The sequence below is a fragment of the Pseudomonas hunanensis genome, from assembly GCF_013393325.1.
GTDB classification, from domain to species: Bacteria; Pseudomonadota; Gammaproteobacteria; order Pseudomonadales; family Pseudomonadaceae; genus Aquipseudomonas; species Aquipseudomonas putida_P.
Genome location: NZ_QJRC01000071.1, coordinates 1 through 21,376 on the forward strand (window position 1 = coordinate 1; position 21,376 = coordinate 21,376).

22 protein-coding genes are annotated in these 21,376 nt (G+C 62.0%); 10 read left to right on the forward strand and 12 right to left on the reverse strand.

Annotated features, from left to right (window positions below):
* Positions 1-288: 288 nt before the first annotated feature.
* On the reverse strand, positions 289-1,488 hold the full coding sequence (tyrS, locus tag DM807_RS04355) for a tyrosine--tRNA ligase (RefSeq protein ID WP_012270227.1): 1,200 nt from the start codon (positions 1,486-1,488) through the stop codon (positions 289-291).
* A 213-nt stretch (positions 1,489-1,701) separates the two neighbouring features.
* On the opposite strand from tyrS, the gene DM807_RS04360 reads away from it, so the two are divergent.
* Together DM807_RS04360 and DM807_RS04365 are read left to right on the forward strand one after the other, a co-directional pair.
* Positions 1,702-3,123 (forward strand): peptidoglycan DD-metalloendopeptidase family protein, encoded by a 1,422-nt coding sequence (locus DM807_RS04360; RefSeq protein WP_012270226.1) that lies wholly within the window; start codon positions 1,702-1,704, stop codon positions 3,121-3,123.
* A gap of 3 nt (positions 3,124-3,126) precedes the next feature.
* Positions 3,127-4,218, forward strand: a complete 1,092-nt coding sequence (locus DM807_RS04365; protein WP_012270225.1) for an anhydro-N-acetylmuramic acid kinase — start codon at positions 3,127-3,129, stop codon at positions 4,216-4,218.
* Positions 4,219-4,277: 59 nt separating this feature from the next.
* Here DM807_RS04365 and erpA read toward each other — a convergent pair whose 3' ends face one another.
* Complete coding sequence (gene erpA, locus DM807_RS04370; protein WP_003255511.1) at positions 4,278-4,628, reverse strand: iron-sulfur cluster insertion protein ErpA; 351 nt, start codon at positions 4,626-4,628, stop codon at positions 4,278-4,280.
* A 147-nt stretch (positions 4,629-4,775) separates the two neighbouring features.
* Complete coding sequence (argC, locus tag DM807_RS04375; RefSeq protein ID WP_012270224.1) at positions 4,776-5,810, reverse strand: N-acetyl-gamma-glutamyl-phosphate reductase; 1,035 nt, start codon at positions 5,808-5,810, stop codon at positions 4,776-4,778.
* 142 nt (positions 5,811-5,952) lie between these two features.
* On the opposite strand from argC, the gene hemJ reads away from it, so the two are divergent.
* The 6 genes from hemJ (at position 5,953) to DM807_RS04405 (ending at position 10,379) form a co-directional block, all read left to right on the forward strand.
* Entirely contained in the window at positions 5,953-6,378 is a 426-nt protein-coding gene (gene hemJ, locus DM807_RS04380) for a protoporphyrinogen oxidase HemJ (protein ID WP_012270223.1), read from the forward strand.
* Between the two features lie 28 nt (positions 6,379-6,406).
* The gene (locus tag DM807_RS04385; protein ID WP_012270222.1) at positions 6,407-7,363 is read left to right on the forward strand and encodes an NAD(P)H-dependent flavin oxidoreductase; all 957 of its coding nucleotides are present in this window, start codon (positions 6,407-6,409) and stop codon (positions 7,361-7,363) included.
* A gap of 67 nt (positions 7,364-7,430) precedes the next feature.
* The gene (locus tag DM807_RS04390; protein ID WP_060494469.1) at positions 7,431-8,213 is read left to right on the forward strand and encodes an SDR family NAD(P)-dependent oxidoreductase; all 783 of its coding nucleotides are present in this window, start codon (positions 7,431-7,433) and stop codon (positions 8,211-8,213) included.
* A 63-nt stretch (positions 8,214-8,276) separates the two neighbouring features.
* Positions 8,277-8,615 carry a histidine triad nucleotide-binding protein gene (locus DM807_RS04395; RefSeq protein WP_003255518.1) on the forward strand — a complete coding sequence of 113 codons (339 nt, stop codon included), beginning with the start codon at positions 8,277-8,279 and terminating at the stop codon, positions 8,613-8,615.
* Positions 8,616-8,680: 65 nt separating this feature from the next.
* Positions 8,681-9,328 carry a 2-polyprenyl-3-methyl-6-methoxy-1,4-benzoquinone monooxygenase gene (gene coq7, locus DM807_RS04400; protein WP_012270220.1) on the forward strand — a complete coding sequence of 216 codons (648 nt, stop codon included), beginning with the start codon at positions 8,681-8,683 and terminating at the stop codon, positions 9,326-9,328.
* Positions 9,329-9,338: 10 nt separating this feature from the next.
* Positions 9,339-10,379 carry a hypothetical protein gene (locus tag DM807_RS04405; RefSeq protein ID WP_060515753.1) on the forward strand — a complete coding sequence of 347 codons (1,041 nt, stop codon included), beginning with the start codon at positions 9,339-9,341 and terminating at the stop codon, positions 10,377-10,379.
* Positions 10,380-10,473: 94 nt separating this feature from the next.
* On the opposite strand, the gene DM807_RS04410 is transcribed toward DM807_RS04405, so the two are convergent.
* A complete protein-coding gene (locus DM807_RS04410) occupies positions 10,474-10,896 on the reverse strand; it encodes an OsmC family protein (protein ID WP_004376171.1) in 423 nt (140 codons plus the stop codon).
* A gap of 191 nt (positions 10,897-11,087) precedes the next feature.
* On the opposite strand from DM807_RS04410, the gene crp reads away from it, so the two are divergent.
* On the forward strand, positions 11,088-11,732 hold the full coding sequence (gene crp, locus DM807_RS04415) for a cAMP-activated global transcriptional regulator CRP (RefSeq protein WP_012270218.1): 645 nt from the start codon (positions 11,088-11,090) through the stop codon (positions 11,730-11,732).
* Here crp and DM807_RS04420 read toward each other — a convergent pair.
* From DM807_RS04420 to DM807_RS04435, 4 genes are all read right to left on the reverse strand, one after another.
* On the reverse strand, positions 11,729-12,433 hold the full coding sequence (locus tag DM807_RS04420) for a lipoate--protein ligase family protein (protein WP_012270217.1): 705 nt from the start codon (positions 12,431-12,433) through the stop codon (positions 11,729-11,731). The two genes, crp and DM807_RS04420, sit on opposite strands and share 4 nt — an antisense overlap.
* Before the next feature lie 167 nt (positions 12,434-12,600).
* Entirely contained in the window at positions 12,601-13,434 is an 834-nt protein-coding gene (gene trpC, locus DM807_RS04425; RefSeq protein ID WP_012270216.1) for an indole-3-glycerol phosphate synthase TrpC, read from the reverse strand.
* Entirely contained in the window at positions 13,431-14,480 is a 1,050-nt protein-coding gene (trpD, locus tag DM807_RS04430; protein ID WP_012270215.1) for an anthranilate phosphoribosyltransferase, read from the reverse strand. The genes trpC and trpD overlap by 4 nt, the downstream gene beginning before the upstream one ends.
* Before the next feature lie 9 nt (positions 14,481-14,489).
* A complete protein-coding gene (locus DM807_RS04435; protein ID WP_012270214.1) occupies positions 14,490-15,083 on the reverse strand; it encodes an aminodeoxychorismate/anthranilate synthase component II in 594 nt (197 codons plus the stop codon).
* Between the two features lie 367 nt (positions 15,084-15,450).
* Between DM807_RS04435 and estP the strand changes: the two genes are divergently transcribed.
* Complete coding sequence (estP, locus tag DM807_RS04440; protein WP_179027083.1) at positions 15,451-17,319, forward strand: esterase EstP; 1,869 nt, start codon at positions 15,451-15,453, stop codon at positions 17,317-17,319.
* A 32-nt stretch (positions 17,320-17,351) separates the two neighbouring features.
* Here the strand turns inward: estP and trpE are convergent, their stop codons facing one another.
* The 4 genes from trpE to DM807_RS04460 form a co-directional block, all read right to left on the reverse strand.
* A complete protein-coding gene (gene trpE, locus DM807_RS04445; RefSeq protein ID WP_012270212.1) occupies positions 17,352-18,833 on the reverse strand; it encodes an anthranilate synthase component I in 1,482 nt (493 codons plus the stop codon).
* A gap of 69 nt (positions 18,834-18,902) precedes the next feature.
* Positions 18,903-19,721, reverse strand: coding sequence for a phosphoglycolate phosphatase (locus DM807_RS04450; RefSeq protein WP_012270211.1), 819 nt, complete (start codon positions 19,719-19,721; stop codon positions 18,903-18,905).
* Positions 19,718-20,392: a ribulose-phosphate 3-epimerase gene (gene rpe, locus DM807_RS04455; protein ID WP_003255539.1), complete on the reverse strand. Its 675-nt coding sequence runs from the start codon at positions 20,390-20,392 to the stop codon at positions 19,718-19,720. Before rpe ends, DM807_RS04450 begins: the two co-directional genes overlap by 4 nt.
* Before the next feature lie 155 nt (positions 20,393-20,547).
* Positions 20,548-21,375, reverse strand: coding sequence for an ABC transporter permease (locus DM807_RS04460; protein WP_003260880.1), 828 nt, complete (start codon positions 21,373-21,375; stop codon positions 20,548-20,550).
* Between the last annotated feature and the right edge of the window lies 1 nt (position 21,376).

Consider the following 21,376-nt stretch of genomic DNA (forward strand, 5'->3'; position numbering starts at 1 on the left):
GCGATCTCTCGTAGCGGGAGGCGAATCATACAGCACCAAGAAGCGCTGTCAACCACCATTTCAACCGCTTGCGATCATTCGATCGTAGCCCTTCCAACACCACCTTAACTACTTAACTCATTGAATCTCAAGGAGTTTGTCGTTCCGATGTCGCTGGAAGTGGGGCGCATTATAAGGGGATTCGAAACCCCGTCAACCTTTAATTTCAAGAAACCTTCATATCGCTGAAAAACAAACCGGGGAGGCCTACCGGCCTCCCCGCTTCTATATAGCTACACCACCAGACGATCACTCGGCCTTAAGGGTAACCCGGCCAAACGACTTCTTCCCCGCCTGGCACACGTGAGTAGCACCGAGGACAAACATGAAGTCCTTGTCGACCACCGCACCATCAACCTTCACCGCACCGCCATTCAGCAAGTCACGCGCCTGTGCCGAGTTCTTAACCAGGCCAGCCCGGTTCAGCACGGCAGCGATCGGCAGGTCTTCCGACGCAGCCACTTCGATCTCCGGCAGGTCTTCCGGCAGCTCGCCTTCCTTCATGCGGTTACCCGCAGCACGGTGAGCATTGGCGGCAGCCTCTTCACCATGGAAGCGCGCAACGATCTCTTCTGCCAGCTTGATCTTGATGTCCCGCGGGTTGGCACCCTTGGCGACGTCGGCGCGGAACTGCTCGATCTCCTCCATCGAACGGAAGCTCAGCAGCTCGAAGTAGCGCCACATCAGGGTATCGGGAATCGATACCAGCTTGCCGTACATAACCCCCGGCGCTTCCTGGATACCTACATAGTTACCCAGCGACTTCGACATCTTCTTCACGCCATCAAGCCCCTCGAGCAGCGGCATGGTGACGATGTTCTGCGCTTCCTGGCCATAGGCGCGCTGCAGTTCGCGCCCCATCAACAGGTTGAACTTCTGGTCGGTGCCACCCAGCTCGACGTCCGCCTTCAGCGCCACCGAGTCGTAGCCTTGCACCAGCGGGTAGAGGAACTCGTGGATGGCAATCGGCTGGTTGGTGGTGTAACGCTTGTCGAAGTCATCGCGCTCGAGCATGCGCGCAACGGTATATTGCGACGCAAGGCGAATGAAGTCGGCTGGGGTCAGCTTGTCCATCCAGGTGGAGTTGAACGCGACCTCGGTCTTGGCCGGGTCGAGGATCTTGAACACCTGCTGCTTGTAGGTCTCGGCATTGTCCAGCACCTGCTCGCGAGTCAGCGGCGGGCGCGTGGCACTCTTGCCGCTGGGGTCGCCGATCATGCCGGTGAAGTCACCTATAAGGAAGATGACCTGATGACCCAGTTCTTGGAACTGGCGCAGCTTGTTGATCAGCACCGTATGGCCAAGGTGCAGGTCAGGTGCGGTCGGATCGAAGCCGGCCTTGATGCGCAGAGGCTGGCCGCGCTTGAGCTTCTCCACCAGTTCCGACTCGACCAGTACTTCTTCCGCACCGCGCTTGATAAGCGCCAGCTGCTCTTCAACCGACTTCATAGACAAACCCGCAAGGCTCAGATTCAGGGGGAGCCAACCATACAAGATCGGCCGTCAATTACAAGTTTCGCAAAGGAATGTGACCCGGACACAGGTTTGCGGCGTCTACGCGCCCTTGCGTGAAAATGGATTTGGTTATATTTTATACAGTTATTTCATCTTCATCATGTCATTCATCTTTTCCATTTCACCTTTTTCAAAGTCACCTTGCCCATGACCAACGAACCGCCTAAAGCGCCCCCGCTTTATCCGAAGAGCCATCTGTTGGCCGCCAGCGGCATCGCCGCCCTGCTCAGCCTGGCTTTGCTGGTATTTCCCTCCAGCGAAGTGGAAGCCAAGAAAACCACCCTCAACCTCGAGCTGGAAAGCCCTGCCGAGCAACTGAAAGACGAATCCCGCGCAGCGCCGCTGGTGCAGGCAGAAGGAGAGCAAGGCTCGCCTTTCGCCCAGATCGAAGACGCTGCCCCCGAAACCCAGAAGGCCGAACAGCAAACCCCCACCGCCGAACCCGTCGCAGAAGCCGCCAAGGAACCTGGCCACCGCGAGGTTACCGTGGCCCGTGGCGATACTCTGTCCACGCTGTTCGCCAAGGTTGGGCTGCCGGCCAATGCCGTGCATGACGTGCTGGCAAGTAACAAGCAGGCCAAGCAGTTCAGCCAGCTCAAGCACGGTCAAGTGCTGCAGTTCGAACTCGACAAGGATGGCCAACTGGCCAGCCTGCACAGTAAGGTCAGCAACCTCGAAACCATTCGCCTGACCAAGACCGCCAAGGGCTATGCCTTCAACCGTGAAATCAGCAAGCCGGTTGTGCGTACCGCCTACGCCCACGGTGTGATCAAGAGCTCGCTGTCGGCCTCGGCCCAGCGTGCCGGCCTGTCCCACAGCATGACCATGGACATGGCACGCGTATTGGGCTACGACATCGACTTTGCCCAGGATATTCGCCCAGGCGACGAGTTCGACGTGGTCTACGAGCAGAAGGTGATGGACGGCAAGGTCGTCGGCACCGGCAACATCCTGTCCGCCCGCTTTACCAACCGCGGCAAAACCTACACCGCCGTGCGTTATACCAACAAGCAGGGCAACAGTACCTACTACACCGCAGACGGCAACAGCCTGCGCAAGGCCTTCATCCGTACCCCGGTCGACTTCGCTCGCATCAGCTCGCGCTTTTCCGCTGGCCGCAAGCACCCAATCCTGAACAAGATTCGCGCCCACAAAGGCGTAGACTACGCTGCCCCGCGCGGTACGCCGATCAAGGCTGCCGGTGACGGCCGCATCGAACTGGCCGGGCGCCGTGGTGGCTACGGCAATACCGTGATCATCCAACACGGCAACCGCTACAAGACGCTGTACGGCCATATGCAAGGCTTTGCCAAGGGCATCAAGACCGGCAGTTCGGTCAAGCAGGGCCAGATCATTGGCTACATCGGTACCACCGGCCTGTCCACCGGGCCGCACCTGCACTACGAGTTCCAGGTCAACGGTGTGCACGTCGACCCGCTGAGCCAGAAGGTACCAATGGCCGACCCGATCGCCAAGAACGAGCGCCAGCGCTTCCTGCAGCAGAGTCAGCCGCTGATCGCCCGCATGGATCAGGAAAAGGCCACTCTGCTCGCAGCGAACAAGCGCTAAACCATGGCGCTCTACCTGGGGGTAATGTCCGGCACCAGCCTCGATGGGCTGGACATCGCCTTGATCGAACAAAGCGAGCAGCTTGAACTGCTCGCCACCCTTTACCTGCCCATGCCCAGTGACCTGCGTCAGGAACTGCTTGCCCTGTGCAGCAGTGGCCCTGACGAGATCGCACGTGCGGCATTGGCAGAAAACCGCTGGGCCAGCCTGGCGGGCGATGGTATCCGCCAGTTGCTGGCCCGTCAGGGGCTCCAGGCCAGTGCCATTCGCGCTATCGGCAGCCACGGTCAGACCATCCGCCACGAACCCGCACGCGGGTTTACCGTGCAGATCGGCAACCCGGCGCTGCTCGCCGAGCTTACCGGTATCAGCGTGGTTGCCGACTTCCGGCGGCGTGATGTGGCTGCCAGTGGCCAAGGTGCGCCGCTGGTACCGGCGTTTCACGAAACCCTGTTCGGGCACCTGGGCCAGCGCCTGGCGATCCTGAACGTGGGCGGCTTCAGCAACCTGAGCCTGATCGAACAGGACAAGCCGGTTCACGGCTTCGACTGCGGCCCCGGTAACGTGCTGCTGGATGCCTGGATCGAACGCAAGCGCGGTCAGGCCTACGATGCCGACGGTGCCTGGGCGGCCTCGGGGGTGGTACAGGCTGGCTTGCTCAACGCATTGCTCGCCGACCCATTCTTCGCCGGTAGCGGCCCGAAAAGCACCGGCCGCGAGGTGTTCAACCTGCTTTGGCTGGATGGCCACCTGGCGCACCTGCCCGCTTACCAGGACGAAGATGTACAGGCGACGTTGCTGGAGCTTACCGCTCGCAGCATCATCGACTCACTCGGCAGTGCCCAGCAGGGCACCGAAGCGTTGTTGGTGTGCGGGGGTGGCGCACGTAACGGCGCCCTGATGGCCCGCCTCGCCCAGCTGCTACCCAGGGCCCGTGTCGCCAGCACCGGCGCCCATGGCGTAGATCCTGACTGGGTCGAGGCCATGGCCTTTGCCTGGCTGGCCCACTGCTGCCTGGAGGGCATCGCCGCCAACCGCCCCAGCGTCACTGCAGCCAAGGGCCTGCGGGTATTGGGCGCAATCTACCCGGCATAATCGCTACGCCAGAAAGCAAAACGCCGCGCAATTGCGCGGCGTTTCGTTTTGGCCAGGCCTCAGATCGAGAACGACGACCCGCAACCACAGGTGGTGGCCGCATTCGGGTTCTTGATGACGAAGCGCGACCCTTCCAGGCCTTCCTGGTAGTCCACTTCGGCGCCGGCCAGGTACTGAAAGCTCATCGGGTCGACCACCAGGGAAACGCCCTCTCGCTCGACAATGGTGTCGTCTTCGGCCACGTCTTCATCGAAAGTGAAGCCGTACTGGAAGCCCGAGCAACCGCCACCGGTCACGAACACCCGCAGCTTCAGACGTTCATTACCTTCCTCATTGACCAGGTTCTTCACCTTCTGGGCTGCCCCATGGGTAAACTCCAGACCGGTAGGGGTGAAGGTTTCGACGCTCATGTTGATTCTCCCGGCGCGGTAGCCGCCATAAAACTCGATGACGCGCATTATCCGCTTTCCCGAGAAAATCGGTCAAGAATTGTGCGGCTTTAGTCGCGACATGCAAAAAGGCCCGCACGACGCGGGCCTTTTTCGAACGCAGGGTGATTAAGGCAGCAAGCCGGCATGGGACAGGCCCATGCGCTCATCTAGGCCGAACAGGATGTTGAGGTTCTGTACCGCCTGGCCAGAGGCCCCCTTGACCAGGTTGTCGATTACCGACAGCACCACCACCAGGTCACCACCCTGCGGGCGATGAACGGCAATGCGGCAGACGTTGGCGCCGCGCACGCTGCGTGTTTCCGGGTGACTGCCAGCGGGCATCACGTCGACGAACGGCTCGTCGGCATAACGCTTTTCGAATAACGCCTGGAGGTCGACCGACGTATCGACAACATTCGCGTACAGGGTGGCGTGGATACCCCGGATCATCGGCGTCAGGTGCGGCACGAAGGTAAGGCCGATGTCCTTGCCAGCAGCCAGGCGCAGGCCCTGGCTGATTTCAGGCAGATGACGGTGACCTTTCACTGCGTAGGCCTTCATGCTTTCGCCAGCCTCACAGAACAGCGAACCGACCGCAGCACCACGGCCAGCACCGCTGACACCCGACTTGCAATCAGCGATCAGGCGCGACGGGTCGGCCAGGCCCGCTTCCAGCAGCGGCAGGAAGCCCAACTGGGTTGCGGTCGGGTAGCAACCCGGCACCGCGATCAGGCGTGCCTGGCGGATCTTCTCGCGGTTGACTTCAGGCAGGCCGTACACCGCATCCTTGAGCAGTTCTGGCGCACCGTGCGGCTGGCCATACCACTTGCCCCACTCGGCGGCATCCTGCAGGCGGAAGTCGGCCGACAGGTCGATCACCTTCGTGCCAGCCGCCAGCAGTTCACCTGCCAGGGCGTGGGCAACACCATGCGGGGTAGCAAAGAACACCACATCGCAAGCAGCCAGGGCCTTGCTGTCGGGCACGCTGAAGGCCAGCCCGTCATAATGGCCGCGCAGGTTCGGGTACATGTCCGCCACCGCCACGCCCGCCTCGGAGCGCGAAGTGATGACCGCCACTTCGGCCTGTGGATGCTGTGCCAGCAGACGCAACAGTTCGACGCCGGTGTAACCCGTGCCGCCGACGATACCGACCTTGATCATAACGCTTGCCCCTTATCAACGAGCCGTCTGGAAAGCGCACGATAATAGGGGCGCAAGGCGCCTGTAACAACTCTTCGGGTGACCCTTCGGGCGCTTGACCACTACTATCTGACGACCGTGAATACCTGAAGGAACTCCCTCCATGCTTTACCTATGGATCAAAGCGCTGCACATCGTCAGCGTGGTCTGCTGGTTCGCCGGCCTGTTCTACCTGCCGCGGCTGTTCGTCTACCACGCCCAGAGCCAGGACAGCATCAGCCAGGAACGCTTCATCACCATGGAGCGTAAGCTGTACCGCGGCATCATGAACCCGGCGATGATCGCCACCTACGTGTTCGGTGCCTGGATGCTGTACCTCACCCCCGGCTGGCTGAGCCAAGGCTGGCTGCATGCCAAGCTGACCCTGGTGATCCTGCTGACCGGCTACCATCACGTATGCGGTGCCCAACGCAAACGCTTCGCCAGCGGCACCAATACCCGCAGCCACGTCTACTATCGCTGGTTCAACGAAGTGCCCGTGCTGTTCCTGCTGGGTATCGTAATTCTGGTGGTGGTCAAACCGTTCTGACATAGCCACCCGCTCAAGGAGCCTTGCCATGTCGTTACCTGCCTTGCTCGAACAACGCTTGCGCCTGCCTGTGGTCGCGGCGCCGATGTTCCTGATCTCCAACCCCAAACTGGTGCTGGCCTGCTGCGCCAGCGGTGTGGTCGGCAGTTTCCCGGCCCTTAACCAGCGCGACAGCGCCGGTTTCAAGGCCTGGCTGGAGGAGATCGAGGCGGGCCTGACGCAATTGCAGGCGCCAGCCCCCTATGCCGTCAACCTGATCGTGCACCCGACCAACCCACGCCTGCAGGCCGACCTGGCCTTGTGCGTAGAACATCGCGTGCCGATCGTCATCACCAGCCTGGGGGCGGTAAAGGAAGTGGTCGACGCCGTGCATGGCTACGGCGGCCTGGTGTTCCACGATGTCACCACTCGCCGCCATGCCGAGAAAGCCGCCGAAGCAGGTGTCGATGGCCTGATCGCCGTCGCCGCAGGTGCGGGTGGCCACGCCGGCACCTGGAGCCCGTTCGCCCTGGCAGCGGAAATTCGTCAGTTTTTCGACAAGACCCTGCTGCTGGCTGGTTGCATCAACCACGGCCACGAAATCCTCGCGGCACAATTGCTGGGCGCCGATCTGGCCTACATGGGCACGCGCTTCATCGCCACCGCAGAAAGCCACGCCCAGGATGCCTACAAGCAGATGCTGCTCGATGCCCATGCCGCCGACATCATCCACACCCCGGCAGTGTCCGGCATCCCTGCCAGCTTCCTGCGTTCGAGCCTGGAGCAGGCCGGCTATGACATGAATGCCCTCAAGAGCGGCCACGAGCAAGGCAAGCTCAAGCCGATCGACGACGAGGCTAAAGCCTGGAAGACCGTATGGTCGGCGGGCCAGGGCGTCGGCGAAATCCATGACCTGCCCAGCACCACTGAATTGATCGAACGGCTCCAAAAGGAGTACCGGGAAGCCTTGGAGCGCTGCCAGGTTCTGCGCATCCGCACCTTGTAGCAAAAGGCAACACCTTGCCCGGCCAAGCTGTACACTAGGCGCCCTCTTTAGCCCCCAGGAGCCTTGCATGACCCGTTACGCCATGATCACTGGTGCTTCCAGCGGCCTGGGCCTGGCCCTGGCGGAAGCGCTGGCACGGCGTGGGCGCAACCTGATCCTGGTAGCACGTCAGCGAGAAACACTGGAGCCTGTAGCCATCGAGCTTACCCAGCGCTTCGGGGTCGAGGTGCTGTTCCGCGCCTGCGACCTCAGCCAGCCGCTGCGCCTGTCTGGCTTCGTACTGGAACTGGAAGAAGGCGAACGGCGTATCGACCTGCTGGTCAACTGCGCGGGGTTACGCACCTACGGGCCGTTCCTGGCCCATGAGTGGGCCGACGAGCAAGACCTGCTGGAGGTCAACGTGCTGGCCCTGAGCCGCCTGTGCCACGCCATCGGCAACCTGATGGCCGTGCAGGGCGGCGGGCAGATCCTCAACGTCGCCGGCCTGGCCGGGATGGCACCCGGCCCGTGGATGGCAGCCTATGCCGCCAGCAAGGCGTATGTACTGAGTTTTTCCCAGGCGCTTCGCGAAGAGCTCAAGCGCACCGGCATCAAGGTCTCGGTACTGTGCCCCGGCCCAGTGCGTTCCGCGCGCCGGCGCATTGCGCGGCTCGACGGCAAACCGCGCTGCCTCAGCCCCGAGGAAGTAGCGCTGTACACCGTCCGCGCACTGGACAAGAACCGCGCGCTGATCATGCCCGGCCGGCGCAACCGCTGGCTGGCATTCGCCCCGCGCCTGCTGCCACGCTGGTTGGTGCGCAAGCTGGCCGGGGCCATCCACCGCCGCTATTGCCCGGTCGGCATGGAATAGCCACTGGGCGAGCGGCGCCCGGCTGAGTACACTCGGCCCGACCCTCACCATGGAGCAAGTGCTGTGGACGATCTATTCCTCAAAATCATCAACCGGGAAATCCCGGCGGATATCATCTACGAAGACGACCAGATCCTGGCCTTCAAGGACATTGCACCCGCGGCACCGGTACATTTTCTGGTCATCCCGAAAAAGCACATTCGTACGCTCAATGACCTGACCGAAGAAGACAAGGCCCTGGCTGGCCACATCCTCTTCACTGCCCAACGCCTAGCGGTCGAGCAAGGCTGCGAAGAGGGCTTCCGCGTGGTCATGAACTGCAACCCGAAAGGCGGCCAGACGGTCTACCACATCCATATGCACGTGCTTGGCCAGCGCCAGATGAACTGGCCACCGGGCTGATCCACGGCAAGCGACCCCGCTGCTATTGCGGTAAACTGTCGGGCACATTCTTGCGGAGGTGCCCGATGGCTACCGAACGTCACTACTCGCCGCTCGACCGCTTGTTGCTGCAGGCCGATACCGCCATGCGCACCTTGCTGCCCTTCAGCGGCCAACCCGCCCGCCCATCGCCGGCCATCATCCAGCCAGACGCCGACCTGGACGAGCAACAATCCCGCCACATTGCCGGGCTCATGCGCATCAACCACACCGGTGAAGTCTGCGCCCAAGCGCTGTACCAGGGCCAGGCACTGACCGCCAAGCTGCCCGAAGTGCGCAAGGCCATGGAGCATGCCGCCGAGGAAGAAATCGACCACCTGGCCTGGTGCGAACAGCGGATTCGCCAGCTGAACAGCCACCCGAGTGTGCTCAACCCTCTTTTCTATGGCATGTCGTTCGGCATCGGCGCACTCGCCGGGCTGGTCAGCGACAAGGTCAGCCTGGGCTTCGTCGCCGCTACCGAGCATCAAGTGTGCAAGCACCTCGACGAGCACCTGGAGCAGATCCCGCACGAAGATGAAAAATCCCGGGCCATTCTCGAGCAGATGCGCATCGACGAAGAGCAGCACGCCGAGTCTGCACTGGAAGCCGGTGGTTATCGCTTCCCGGCTCCGGTCCGTTTTGGCATGAGCTTGCTGGCCAAGGTCATGACCAAGAGCACCTACCGCATCTGAAGGCATCACCATGACGGACCGTTTCGACGCCAAGGACCTGGCACGCGCAGTACACGCTGGCATTCTCCAACCGGGCCAGGACCAGACCTTGTTGGCATTCCTGCGCCAGCAACCGGCACCACGTGGCAGTTTTCAGCTGGCCCATGTTGCCTTCTACTTTGGCGCCATGTTGATCATGGCGGCCATGGGCTGGTTGCTCACCGAGGCCTGGATGAGCATCGGTGATGGCGCGCTGTTGATCATCGCCACCCTCTACATCCTGCTGATCACCCTGTTCGCCCTCAACCTGCAGCGCCGCGCCCAACCGGTAGCTGCCGGGGTACTGGCAGCAGTGGCGGTCAGCATCGTGCCGCTGGCAGTGTTCGCCATCGAACGCCTGGCAGGCTGGTGGCCACTGGACGACGCCCAGGCCAACTACCACCAGTACTACACCTACGTGCAAGGCGGCTGGCTGGCGATGGAAGCGGCCACGGTGCTGGCCGGGTTGCTGATGTTGCGGCTGATCCCCTACCCGTTTGTGGTCATGCCGATAGCCGTGGCCTTGTGGTTCATGTCGATGGACCTGAGCGAGTGGTTCTTCGGCTCGCCGTTCAGCTGGGAGCAGCGCCGGGAGGTTTCGCTGTGGTTCGGGTTGGCCTTGCTGGTGGTGTTCCTGGTGATAGACGGCCGCACGCGTGAGGACTACGCCCGCTGGGGCTACCTGGCCGGGCTGGCGGCATTCTGGGGCGGACTGACACTGGTGGACAGTGGCAGTGAGTTGGGCAAGGCCCTGTACTGCCTGATCAACATTGTGCTGATGGGCATGGCGGTGCTGCTGCGCCGGCCGGTGTTCATGGTGTTTGGTGCGCTGGGGGTGGCGGCTTACCTGGGGTACCTGTCGTACGAGGTGTTTGCCGAGTCGCTGCTGTTCCCGGTGGTGGTGACCTTGATCGGGCTGGGGGTTATCTGGCTGGGGCTGGTTTACCAGAAGCGGCGGGAGCGGTTGAGCCAAGTGATGCGAAGGTGGTTGCCGGGGTGGGTGCAAGCTGCACTGCCCGCGCTTCGGAGCTGATAGTGTCGGGGCCGCTCCTACAGGAAGTACGCGTTCCCCTGTAGGAGCGGCCTTGTGTCGCGATGGGCCGCGAAGCGGCCCCAAAATCTCAGCTTTAACCCAGTTCTACAATCTCGTAGCCATGGGTAATCTCAACCCCGGCACGCTCGAGCATGATCGAAGCCGAGCAGTACTTCTCTGCCGACAGCTCCACCGCCCGCTTGACCTGCGCTTCTTTCAGCCCACGCCCTTTCACCACGAAGTTCATGTGAATCTTGGTGAACACCTTCGGGTCTTCGCTGGCGCGTTCCGCCTCCAGGAACGCCTCGCAGCTTTCCACCGCCTGGCGCGACTTTTTCAGAATGCTCACCACGTCAAAACTGCTGCAACCACCCAGGCCCAGCAACAGCATTTCCATCGGGCGCACACCCAGGTTGCGACCGCCGGCCTCGGGCGGGCCGTCCATCACGACGACATGGCCGCTCCCCGACTCGCCGAGAAACATTGCTTCACCGGCCCACTGGATACGTGCCTTCATCTACCCGGACTCCTGATTTTCGGAAAAGGGTGTCAGCTTAGACCTTGTGCGGCTGTGGGAAAAGCACGAGACGTGTCGGTTTAATACCGAAACATCCCGTAGTGTCTGATAAGCTGGCGCCAAATGACTGGCGCTTGCCGTCAGCCAACCTCTAAAAAAAGCCTATGCCTCGTATCGAACAGGATTTCGTGATGGTTGCCTCCGCCCTACCCGCCAAGATCAAGAACATCGACAAGTTGCTGGTGCACTGCCAGCGCCGCCGCTACACCGCCAAAAGCAACATCATCTGCGCCGGCGACCGGGCCGAGACTCTGTCGTTCATCATCAAGGGTTCGGTCACCATCCTCATCGAGGACGATGACGGCCATGAAATGATCATCGCCTACCTTAACAATGGCGATTTCTTTGGCGAGCTGGGCCTGTTCGAGCCCGTCGAGGGCGAACAGCAGCGCAGTGCCTGGGTGCGCGCCAAAACCGAGTGCGAAGTGGCCGAAATCAGCTACGAGAAGTTTCGCGAACTGGCGCGCCAGGACCCAGAAATTCTCTACGCCCTGGGCAGCCAGATGGCCCAGCGCCTACGCAACACTACGCGCAAAGTCGGCGACTTGGCATTCTTCGACGTGACCGGTCGAGTAGCCCGTTGCCTGCTGGAACTGTGCAAGCAACCCGACGCCATGACCCATCCCGATGGCATGCAGATCAAGATTACCCGGCAGGAAATCGGCCGTATCGTCGGTTGCTCGCGGGAAATGGTCGGCCGCGTCCTCAAGGACCTCGAAGAGCGCAGCCTGGTACAGGTGAAAGGCAAGACCATGGTGGTCTACGGTACCCGCTAGTCCTTGGGCAGCTCGGCCAGCACCTTGGCGTAGGCCTGTGAAAGGCGCTCGAACCAGGGCACCGCGGGCGCCACTTCGTGCAAGGCAATGTGCGCATCGGCGCGGCAGCGTTGCTCCAGCTCGCAGCATTCGTTGAAGCGGTTGACCGCCGCCACCATCGACTCACGCTCGTTGTCCAGCAGCAGCGCACCGTGCACCAGCACCACCGGGCGCTTGCCCCCCAAACCCTGGCGCCAGCGCTGGGCGGTGCCCACCAGTTTGCGGCCATTGAGGTTGACGTTGTAGCGGCCATCGCAGAAGGCCCCGTCGATTTCCCCCACCGATGCTACCCCGCCCCACTCGCGCAGCACATCGCACAGCGGCAGGCACAGGCGCTCGTAGGCATTTTCGATGCGACCGTGGTCGCCTTCACTGCGCGGGGCGGCGTAGACCAGTGCAACGTTTACCGTCGAATGCGACTGCGGCACCGGCTCACCACCCGTTTCACGCAACAGTACCGGCCAGCCGGCAATTGCCAGCTCCGCGCAGGCGGCCTCGAAGTTGTCCAGCCGGCTCATGCGTCGAGGCATGACCAGAGCGTGATCGGTCGGCCGCCAGAACAGCACGCCACTCTCGCGTTCGCCACGGCAGACGGCGGCCAGCAGTTCCTGTTCGGCGTGCAGGCCTTGTTCGACGGTCAAGGCCAGGGGTTGATCGCTCATTGATCCACCTTTGATATTGTTGTTGATGGCCCTTTCGCGGGTAAACCCGCTCCCACGGGGATATCACAGGTCCTACAGGCGGTGAACATCCTGTGGGAGCGGGTTTACCCGCGAAAGGGCCATTACAGGCATACAAAAAAGCCGGCAAGAACGCCGGCTTCGTTTGATCAGTCCAATGGCTGTACAGTTTTCTTCACCTGTTCTGGGAAGAACAACCGCTGCAATTCCAGGCCAGGCTGCTCCGCTCGCATGAACGCCTCGCCGACCAGGAACGAGTAAACCTCGTTGATCGCCATCAGTTCCACGTCCGCTCGGTTGAGAATACCGCTCTCGGTAATCGCCAAGCGATCACGCGGAATGCGCGGCAGCAGGTCGAGGGTGGTTTCCAGGCTCACCTCAAAGGTGTGCAGGTTACGGTTGTTCACCCCAACCAGCGGCGTGTCGAGGGTTTTCAAGGCGCGCTCCAGCTCATCGCCATCGTGCACTTCCACTAGCACATCAAGGCCGACATCCTTGGCAGTGGCGGCCAGTTCGGCCATCTTCACGTCGTCCAGCGCCGACACGATCAGTAGCACGCAGTCCGCGCCCAAGGCCCGGGCTTCGACGATCTGGTAAGGGTCGACCATGAAGTCCTTGCGGATTACCGGCAAGGAAACTGCTGCGCGAGCCTGCTGCAGGTACACATCGGCACCCTGGAAGTAATCGACATCGGTCAGCACCGACAGGCAGGTAGCGCCACCCTTCTCGTAGCTGACCGCGATTTCCGCCGGCACAAAGTGCTCGCGGATCACGCCTTTGCTCGGCGAGGCCTTCTTGATTTCAGCAATCACCGCCGGCTGCTTGCGCTTGGCCTGCTCGATCAGCGCGTTGGCAAAGCCACGCGGAGCATCGGCGGCCTTGGCCAGGGCCTCCAGCTCGGCAAGGCTGACGCGCGCGCTGCGCTCGGCCACTTCCTGAAACTTGCGGGCAATGATCCTTTCCAGCACTGTCGGCACACTCATGCTTCGTTCTCCACCTTGAATACTGCAGTAAAGGCACCCAGTTCCTGCAGCTTCTCCCAGGCCAGCCCGGTGTGCAGTACGTCGTGGGCCAGCTCCACACCTTGAGCCAGGGTCATTGCATGATCGGCGGCATACAGTGCCGCGCCCGCATTGAGCACGATCATTTCCGCAGCCTTCTGGCCGTTTTCGGTCTTGCGGCGGCCCAACGCATCGCGGATCAGCTCCAGCGACGCCTGCGGGTTGTCGACGGCAAGGCCATGCAAACTCTGGCTCTTCATGCCGAGGTCTTCCGGCTCGACCCAGTATTCGGTGATTTCGTCGTTCTTCAGTTCGGCAACGAAGGTGGGTGCAGCCAGGCTGAACTCATCCAGGCCGTCCTTCGAGTGCACCACCAGCACATGCTTGCTACCCAGACGCTGCAGTACCTCGGCCAACGGGCGGCACAGGGCCTGGGCAAACACGCCGACCACCTGGTGCTTCACTCCGGCCGGATTCGTAAGCGGGCCGAGCATGTTGAACAGGGTGCGCAACCCCAGCTCGCGACGCGGGCCAGCGGCATGCTTCATCGCCGAATGATGGCTTTGCGCGAACATGAAGCCGATGCCCAGGCTGTCAATGCAGCGGGCCACTTGGGTTGGCGTCAGGTTCAGATAGATGCCGGCCGCTTCCAGCAAGTCGGCACTGCCGCTCTTGCCGGACACCGCGCGGTTACCGTGCTTGGCGACCGTGCAACCCGCCGCCGCCAGGACGAACGCGGAAGCAGTGGAGACGTTGAAGATATTGGCGCCATCGCCGCCGGTGCCGACGATGTCGACCACACCATCGAGGCTTTTGAGTTCAACCTTGTCGGCCAGCTCACGCATCACCGACACCGCACCGACAATCTCGTCGATGCTTTCACTTTTCATGCGCATACCCATCAGGAAGGCGCCGATCTGCGCCTCGCTGCATTGGCCGGTCATGATCTGGCGCATGACATCGCGCATTTCTTCGGTAGAGAGGTCCAGGTGGCCGACGATACGGGCCAACGCGCTCTTGATATCCATGTTCGATCCTTAGCGGCGGCCGCCGGTCTGCTTGAGGAAGTTGGCGAACAGCTCGTGGCCCTGCTCGGTCAAGATCGACTCGGGGTGGAACTGTACCCCTTCGATATTCAACGTTTTATGGCGCAGGCCCATGATCTCATCGACCGAACCGTCCTCATGGGCAGTCCAGGCGGTCACCTCCAGGCAGTCGGGCAAGGTCTCGCGCTTTACCACCAGCGAGTGATAACGGGTCACGGTCAGCGGGTTGTTAAGGCCGGCGAACACGCCCAGGTCGCGGTGATGTACCGGGCTGGTCTTGCCATGCATGACCTGGCGTGCACGTACCACGTCGCCGCCAAAAGCCTGGCCGATGGACTGGTGACCCAGGCATACGCCGAGGATCGGCAGCTTACCGGCAAAATGCAGGATAGCCTCGATGGACACGCCCGCCTCGCTTGGCGTGCACGGGCCTGGGGATACGACGATGCGCTCAGGGTTGAGGGCTTCGATCTGGGCGATGGTCATTTCGTCATTGCGAATGACCTTGACCTCGGCGCCCAGCTCGCCAAGGTACTGAACGACGTTGTAAGTGAATGAGTCGTAATTGTCGATCATCAGTAACATGGTGTTAAACCTCTTGAATCTACTGACTTCAGAATTCGAACCTTCCAGCACCAGCCACAGGCGCGGCTTTGCCACAAAGGGCGGTAAACGGGAAGGCAAACGGGGGCGGGCCGGACGGGCCGGCAGGGGATAAAGTCAGGCGCGCCAACGCCAACGGGCGTGGGCCTTGATTACGCGCATCAAGAGTTTGCTGACGATCAACACAGGATAGGTCTCGCTCATACGTCCCGGCACAGTAGCCTACCGGGGCGACGGGCGCAATATGCCCGTAAACACGGGGAAACGAATGGACTTGGGAGCGATGCACAGCGATTTGCTAAGGTCGATGGGGTTGTCCCAATAAAAACAAAGAAAAGGATGTTCCCTGATGCGAAAAGCCCCGTTATTGCGCTTTACTCTCGCTTCACTGGCCTTAGCTTGCAGCCAGGCATTCGCTGCCCCCTCGCCCTATTCCACCTTGATCGTGTTTGGTGACAGCCTCAGTGACGCCGGGCAGTTCGGCGGCATGCGCTTTACCAACCGCGATGCCGATGGCAATTATGCCCCCGTGTCGCCAATGATCCTGGGCGGACGGCTGGGGGTGAGCCCGATCGAGCTGGGTCCTTCTACCTCGCCTCTCAACCCGGCATTAGGGCTTCCCGACGGCAACAACTGGGCAGTCGGCGGCTACACGACCCAACAGATCCTGGACTCGATCACCAGCACATCCGAAACAGTCATCCCACCGGGGCGCACCGGCGCCGGGCAGGTACTGCGTGAAATGCCGGGCTACCTGGCCAATGGCCTGCGTGCCGACCCCAACGCGCTGTACTACCTGACCGGCGGCGGCAATGACTTCCTGCAGGGCCTGGTCAACAGCCCGACCGATGCCATCGCCGCTGGCGCCCGCCTGGCTGCCAGCGCCCAGGCCCTGCAACAAGGCGGCGCCCGCTACATCATGGTCTGGCTGCTGCCCGACCTCGGCCAAACACCGAACTTCAGTGGTACGCCGCTGTCATTGCTGTCTGGCGCCTTCAACCAGTCGCTGCTCAGCCGACTGGGGCAGATCGATGCCGAGATCATCCCGCTGAACGTTCCCTTGCTGCTGAGCGAGGCATTGGCCAGCCCCAACCAGTTCGGCCTCGCCAGCGATCAGAACCTGGTCGGTACTTGCTACAGCGGCGAAGGTTGTGTGGCCAACCCGGTATATGGCATCACCGGCACCACCCCCGACCCAACCAAACTACTGTTCAACGACTCGGTGCACCCGACCATCGCGGGCCAGCAACTGATTGCCGACTACGCCTATTCGATCATTTCCGCACCTTGGGAGCTGACCCTGCTGCCAGAAATGGCCCATGCCAGCCTGCGCGCCCACCAGGATGAATTGCGCAACCAGTGGCAGACACCCTGGCAAGCCGTAGGTCAGTGGCAAGCCTTTGTCGCCACTGGCGCCCAGGACCTGGACTTCGACGGCCAGCACAGCGCGGCCAGCGGCGATGGACGTGGCTACAACCTGACTGTGGGCGGCAGCTATCGCCTGAACGACGCCTGGCGCGTGGGCCTCGCCGGTGGTGCATACCGACAGAAGCTGGAAGTCGGCGACCAAGACTCAGACTACAAACTGAACAGCTACCTGGCCAGTGCCTTTGCCCAATACCGCCAGGACCGCTGGTGGGCCGATGCCGCGCTGACCGCCGGGCACCTGGACTACAGTGACCTGAAACGCACCTTCGCCCTGGGCGTGAATGGCCGTAGCGAAAAGGGCGACACCGACGGCGAGGCCTGGGCGATGTCCGGGCGCCTGGGCTACAACCTGGCGGCCGACAGCAGCGACTGGCAGCTGGCACCCTTCATCAGTGCCGACTATGCGCGGGTGAAAGTGGATGGCTACGACGAGAAAAGCGGGCGCTCGACGGCACTGGGCTTCGATGACCAGGAACGCACGTCACGTCGGCTAGGCGTGGGGTTGCTGGGTAGTGTGCAGGTAATGCCAAGTACCCGGTTGTTCGCCGAGGTGGCGCAGGAACACGAGTTCGAGGACGACCAGCAGGATGTGACGATGCACCTGACCCGCTTGCCGGCCAATGACTTCACCCTGACCGGGTATACGCCACACAGCGACCTGACCCGAGCGAGCCTTGGGGTGAGCCATGAACTGGTGGCGGGGGTGCATGTGCGTGGGAACTACAACTGGCGCAAGAGTGATGAGTTGACGCAGCAGGGGGTGAGCCTGGGGGTGAGCGTGGACTTCTGAATGGATGGGGCCGCATTGCGGCCCCAATCCATTTATTTGGTCAACGTCTGCTCGGCCAGCGCCACCGCGCGGAACATCGCTCGGCGCTTGTTGATGGTTTCTTCCCATTCCAGCGCCGGTACCGAGTCGGCAACAATGCCACCACCGGCTTGCACATGCAGTTCACCGTCCTTGATCACGGCAGTACGGATGGCAATCGCGGTATCCATGTTGCCGTTCCAGGCAAAGTAGCCGACTGCACCACCGTAAACTCCACGCTTGACCGGCTCCAGTTCGTCGATGATTTCCATCGCGCGGATTTTCGGTGCACCCGACAGGGTGCCAGCCGGCAGGATCGCCCGCAGTGCATCCATCGCCGTCAGCCCTTCACGCAGTTGGCCGGTGACGTTGGAGACGATGTGCATCACGTTGGAATAACGCTCGATGACCATCTTCTCGGTCAGGCGCACGCTGCCGGTCGAAGACACACGGCCCACGTCGTTGCGGCCCAGGTCGATCAGCATCAAGTGCTCGGCAATTTCCTTGTCGTCCGACAGCAGGTCGTCTTCCAGAGCGCGGTCGGCCTCTTCGGTGGCGCCGCGCGGGCGGGTGCCGGCGATTGGGCGCACGGTGACCAGGTTGTCCTCGACACGTACCAGCACCTCGGGCGAGCTGCCGACCACATGGAAGTCACCGAAGTTGAAGAAGTACATGTACGGCGTCGGGTTGAAGCAGCGCAGCGCGCGGTACAGGTCGATAGGCGCAGCCTTGAAGTCGATCGACATGCGCTGTGACGGCACCACCTGCATGCAGTCACCGGCCAGAATATATTCCTTGATACGGCCGACCGCGTTCTCGTAATCCTCACGGGTATAGCTGGAGCGGAACTCCGGTTCGTCGACCTGTGGGCCGCTCAGGTCCAGGCCACGGCGCGGGGTGATCGGCTGACGCAGGGTTTCGAGCAAGCCTTGAAGGCGTGCCTGGCCCTGTTCGAAGGCCTGCTCCTCGGCCGGGTCAACCAGCACGATGGCGTGCATCTTGCCCGCCAGGTTGTCGAATACCACCACCGCGTCGGACACCATCAGCAGGATATCCGGCACGCCCAGCGGGTCCGGGTTGGGGCTGGCGCCCAGGCGCTTTTCCACATAACGCACGCAGTCGTAGCCGAAGTAGCCGACCAGGCCGCCGTTGAAACGCGGCAGGCCGGGAATGTCGGCAACCTTGTAGCGGTCCTTGAAGGTTTCAACGAACGCCAGCGGGTCTTCGACATCGTGGCTTTCCACTTCCACGCCATCCTGCAGGATGCTGACGTGGTAGCCATGCACACGCATCACCGTGCGCGACGGCAAGCCGATCATCGAGTAACGGCCCCACTTCTCGCCGCCCTGCACCGATTCGAGCAGGTACGAGTTGGGTTGGTCAGCCAGTTTCAGGTAGATCGACAGCGGCGTGTCGAAGTCGGCCAGGGTTTCGCAGGCCAAAGGAATGCGGTTGTAGCCGGCAGCGGCCAGGCGCAGGAATTCTTCGCGGTTCATGAGTAGCCTCGTGGCAAGCAGCAGTAGGTCAGGCAAACGGACGGGCCGGCACGCGCCGGCAGGCAAAAGTCAGGCGCGCCAACGCCAACGGGCCAGGGCCTTGATGACTTTCATCCAGAATTTGCCGGTAACCACCACGGTGGGCTCTCTGTCTTGTGAGGCTTGAAGGTTCGCCAACGTTATCCCAGTGGCCGGGTCTGCGCAACCAGGCAGCAAAGCGCGCAGATCGTCGATCACCAGGTTGGGGGATTCGTCGTTGATCGGCCGGCCATGGTTGTAGCCGTAGGTCAGGCCCACGCATTGCACACCAGCTGCCTTGGCGGCCAGCACGTCACTGCGCGAATCGCCGACAAACAGCGACTGCTGCGGAGTAACACCGGCCATCTGCATGACGAACAGCAGCGCCGCCGGGTCGGGCTTCTTCTGCGGCAGGGTGTCACCGCCGATGATCCAGCGGAAGTAGTTGCCGATCTTCATCTGGTCCAGCAGCGGGCCAACGAAGCGCTCAGGCTTGTTGGTAATCAGCGCCATCTCCACACCCTGCTTGCGCAGCCAGCGCAGGGTGTCCCGCACGCCGGGGTAGACCACCGTCAGCTCATGGCTTTCGGCATAGGCGTCCATGAACAGCGCCAGCGCCTGCTCGGCCAGGGCGTCGTCCACTGTGGTGTGGTCGATGCCTCCGGCCAACGCCCGACGCACCAGCACCTGGGCACCATTGCCAACCCAGTGGCGCACGGCCTCAAGGCCTGCAGGCGGGCGCCCCAGTTCGAGCAGCATACGGTCCACGGCGGCGGCCAGGTCTGGCACGGAGTCGATCAGGGTACCGTCCAGATCGAACATCACCAGCCTCGGCAGCGTCCCCGGGAACAGCTGCTCGAAGCCACTCATGGGCGGGCCAGGGCCAGTTCGGCGCGCATCTTGGCGATGACTTCCTGGTAGTCCGGGGCGTTGAAGATCGCCGAGCCAGCCACGAAGGTGTCAGCGCCAGCGGCAGCGATCTCGCGGATGTTGTTGACGTTCACGCCGCCGTCGATTTCCAGGCGGATATCACGGCCACTGGCGTCGATCAGCGCACGCGCTTCGCGCAGTTTGTCGAGGGTGCCGGGGATGAACTTTTGCCCGCCAAAGCCTGGGTTGACGCTCATCAGCAACACCATGTCGATCTTGTCCATCACATACTTCAGGGCGTCCAGGCTGGTGGCCGGGTTGAACACCAGGCCAGCCTTGCAGCCACCGTCCTTGATCAGTTGCAGCGAACGGTCGATGTGCTGTGTGGCTTCCGGGTGGAAGGTGATGTAGGTGGCGCCGGCTTCGATGAAGTCGCCGATGATACGGTCGACGGGGCTGACCATCAGGTGCACGTCGATCGGCGCGGTGACGCCGTACTTGCGCAGGGCGGTGCAAACCATCGGACCAATGGTCAGGTTGGGGACATAGTGGTTGTCCATGACATCGAAGTGAACGATGTCTGCACCCGCAGCCAATACCTTGTCGACGTCCTCACCCAGGCGGGCAAAATCGGCGGAGAGAATGGAGGGGGCAATAGCGTAGGGCTGCATGGCGCACCTGTTGGCAGAATCACGGTGGCGCGCATTGTAACTCAGGGAAACGGATAGAGGCTGATTGGTATCAATCCATGTCGACCAGCTGTTTCAACCTGTACCGGCCTCTTCGTGGCTAACGCCGCGAAGAGGCCGGTACAGGCACCTCCTCATCAGGCCGGCTGTTGGGTCCTCAGCTTCTCGCTGCGCCCACGCAGCCACTCCAGGGTCAGCAGCAACACCACCGAGAAAGCAATCAGCAAGGTTGCCGCCGCAGCAATGGTCGGGCTGAGGTTTTCGCGGATACCGCTGAACATCTGCCGCGGCAGGGTCGCCTGCTCCGGCCCGGCCAGAAACAGTGTTACCACCACTTCGTCAAACGAAGTGGCAAAGGCGAACAGCGCGCCCGAGATAACACCGGGTGCAATCAGTGGCAGGGTCACTCGGCGGAAGGTCAGCAGCGGCGAGGCACCCAGGCTGGCCGCCGCGCGCACCAGGTTGTAGTTGAAGCCCTGCAAGGTTGCCGACACGGTAATGATGACGAACGGCACACCCAGCACCGCATGCACCAGAATCAGCGAGGTAAAACTGTTGCCCATGCCCAGTGGGGCGAAGAACAGGTAACTGGCGACCCCGATGATCACCACCGGGACCACCATTGGCGATATCACCAGCGCCATCACCAGCGACTTGCCGGGGAAGTCGCCACGGGTCAGCCCGATGGCCGCCAGGGTGCCGAACACCATGGCCAGCACCGTGGCCGCCGGGGCGACGATGATGCTGTTCTTCAACGCCCGCATCCACTCGGCCGAGCCGAAGAAGTCCTGATACCACTGCAGCGAGAAGCCCTGCAGCGGGTACACCAGGAAGCTGCCACTGTTGAACGACAGCGGCACGATCACCAGCACCGGCAAGATCAGGAACAGCAGGATCAAGCCACAAAGAATGCGCAGGCTATAGAACCAGACCCGTTCCACGGGCGACATGTATGGGCTCAGCATG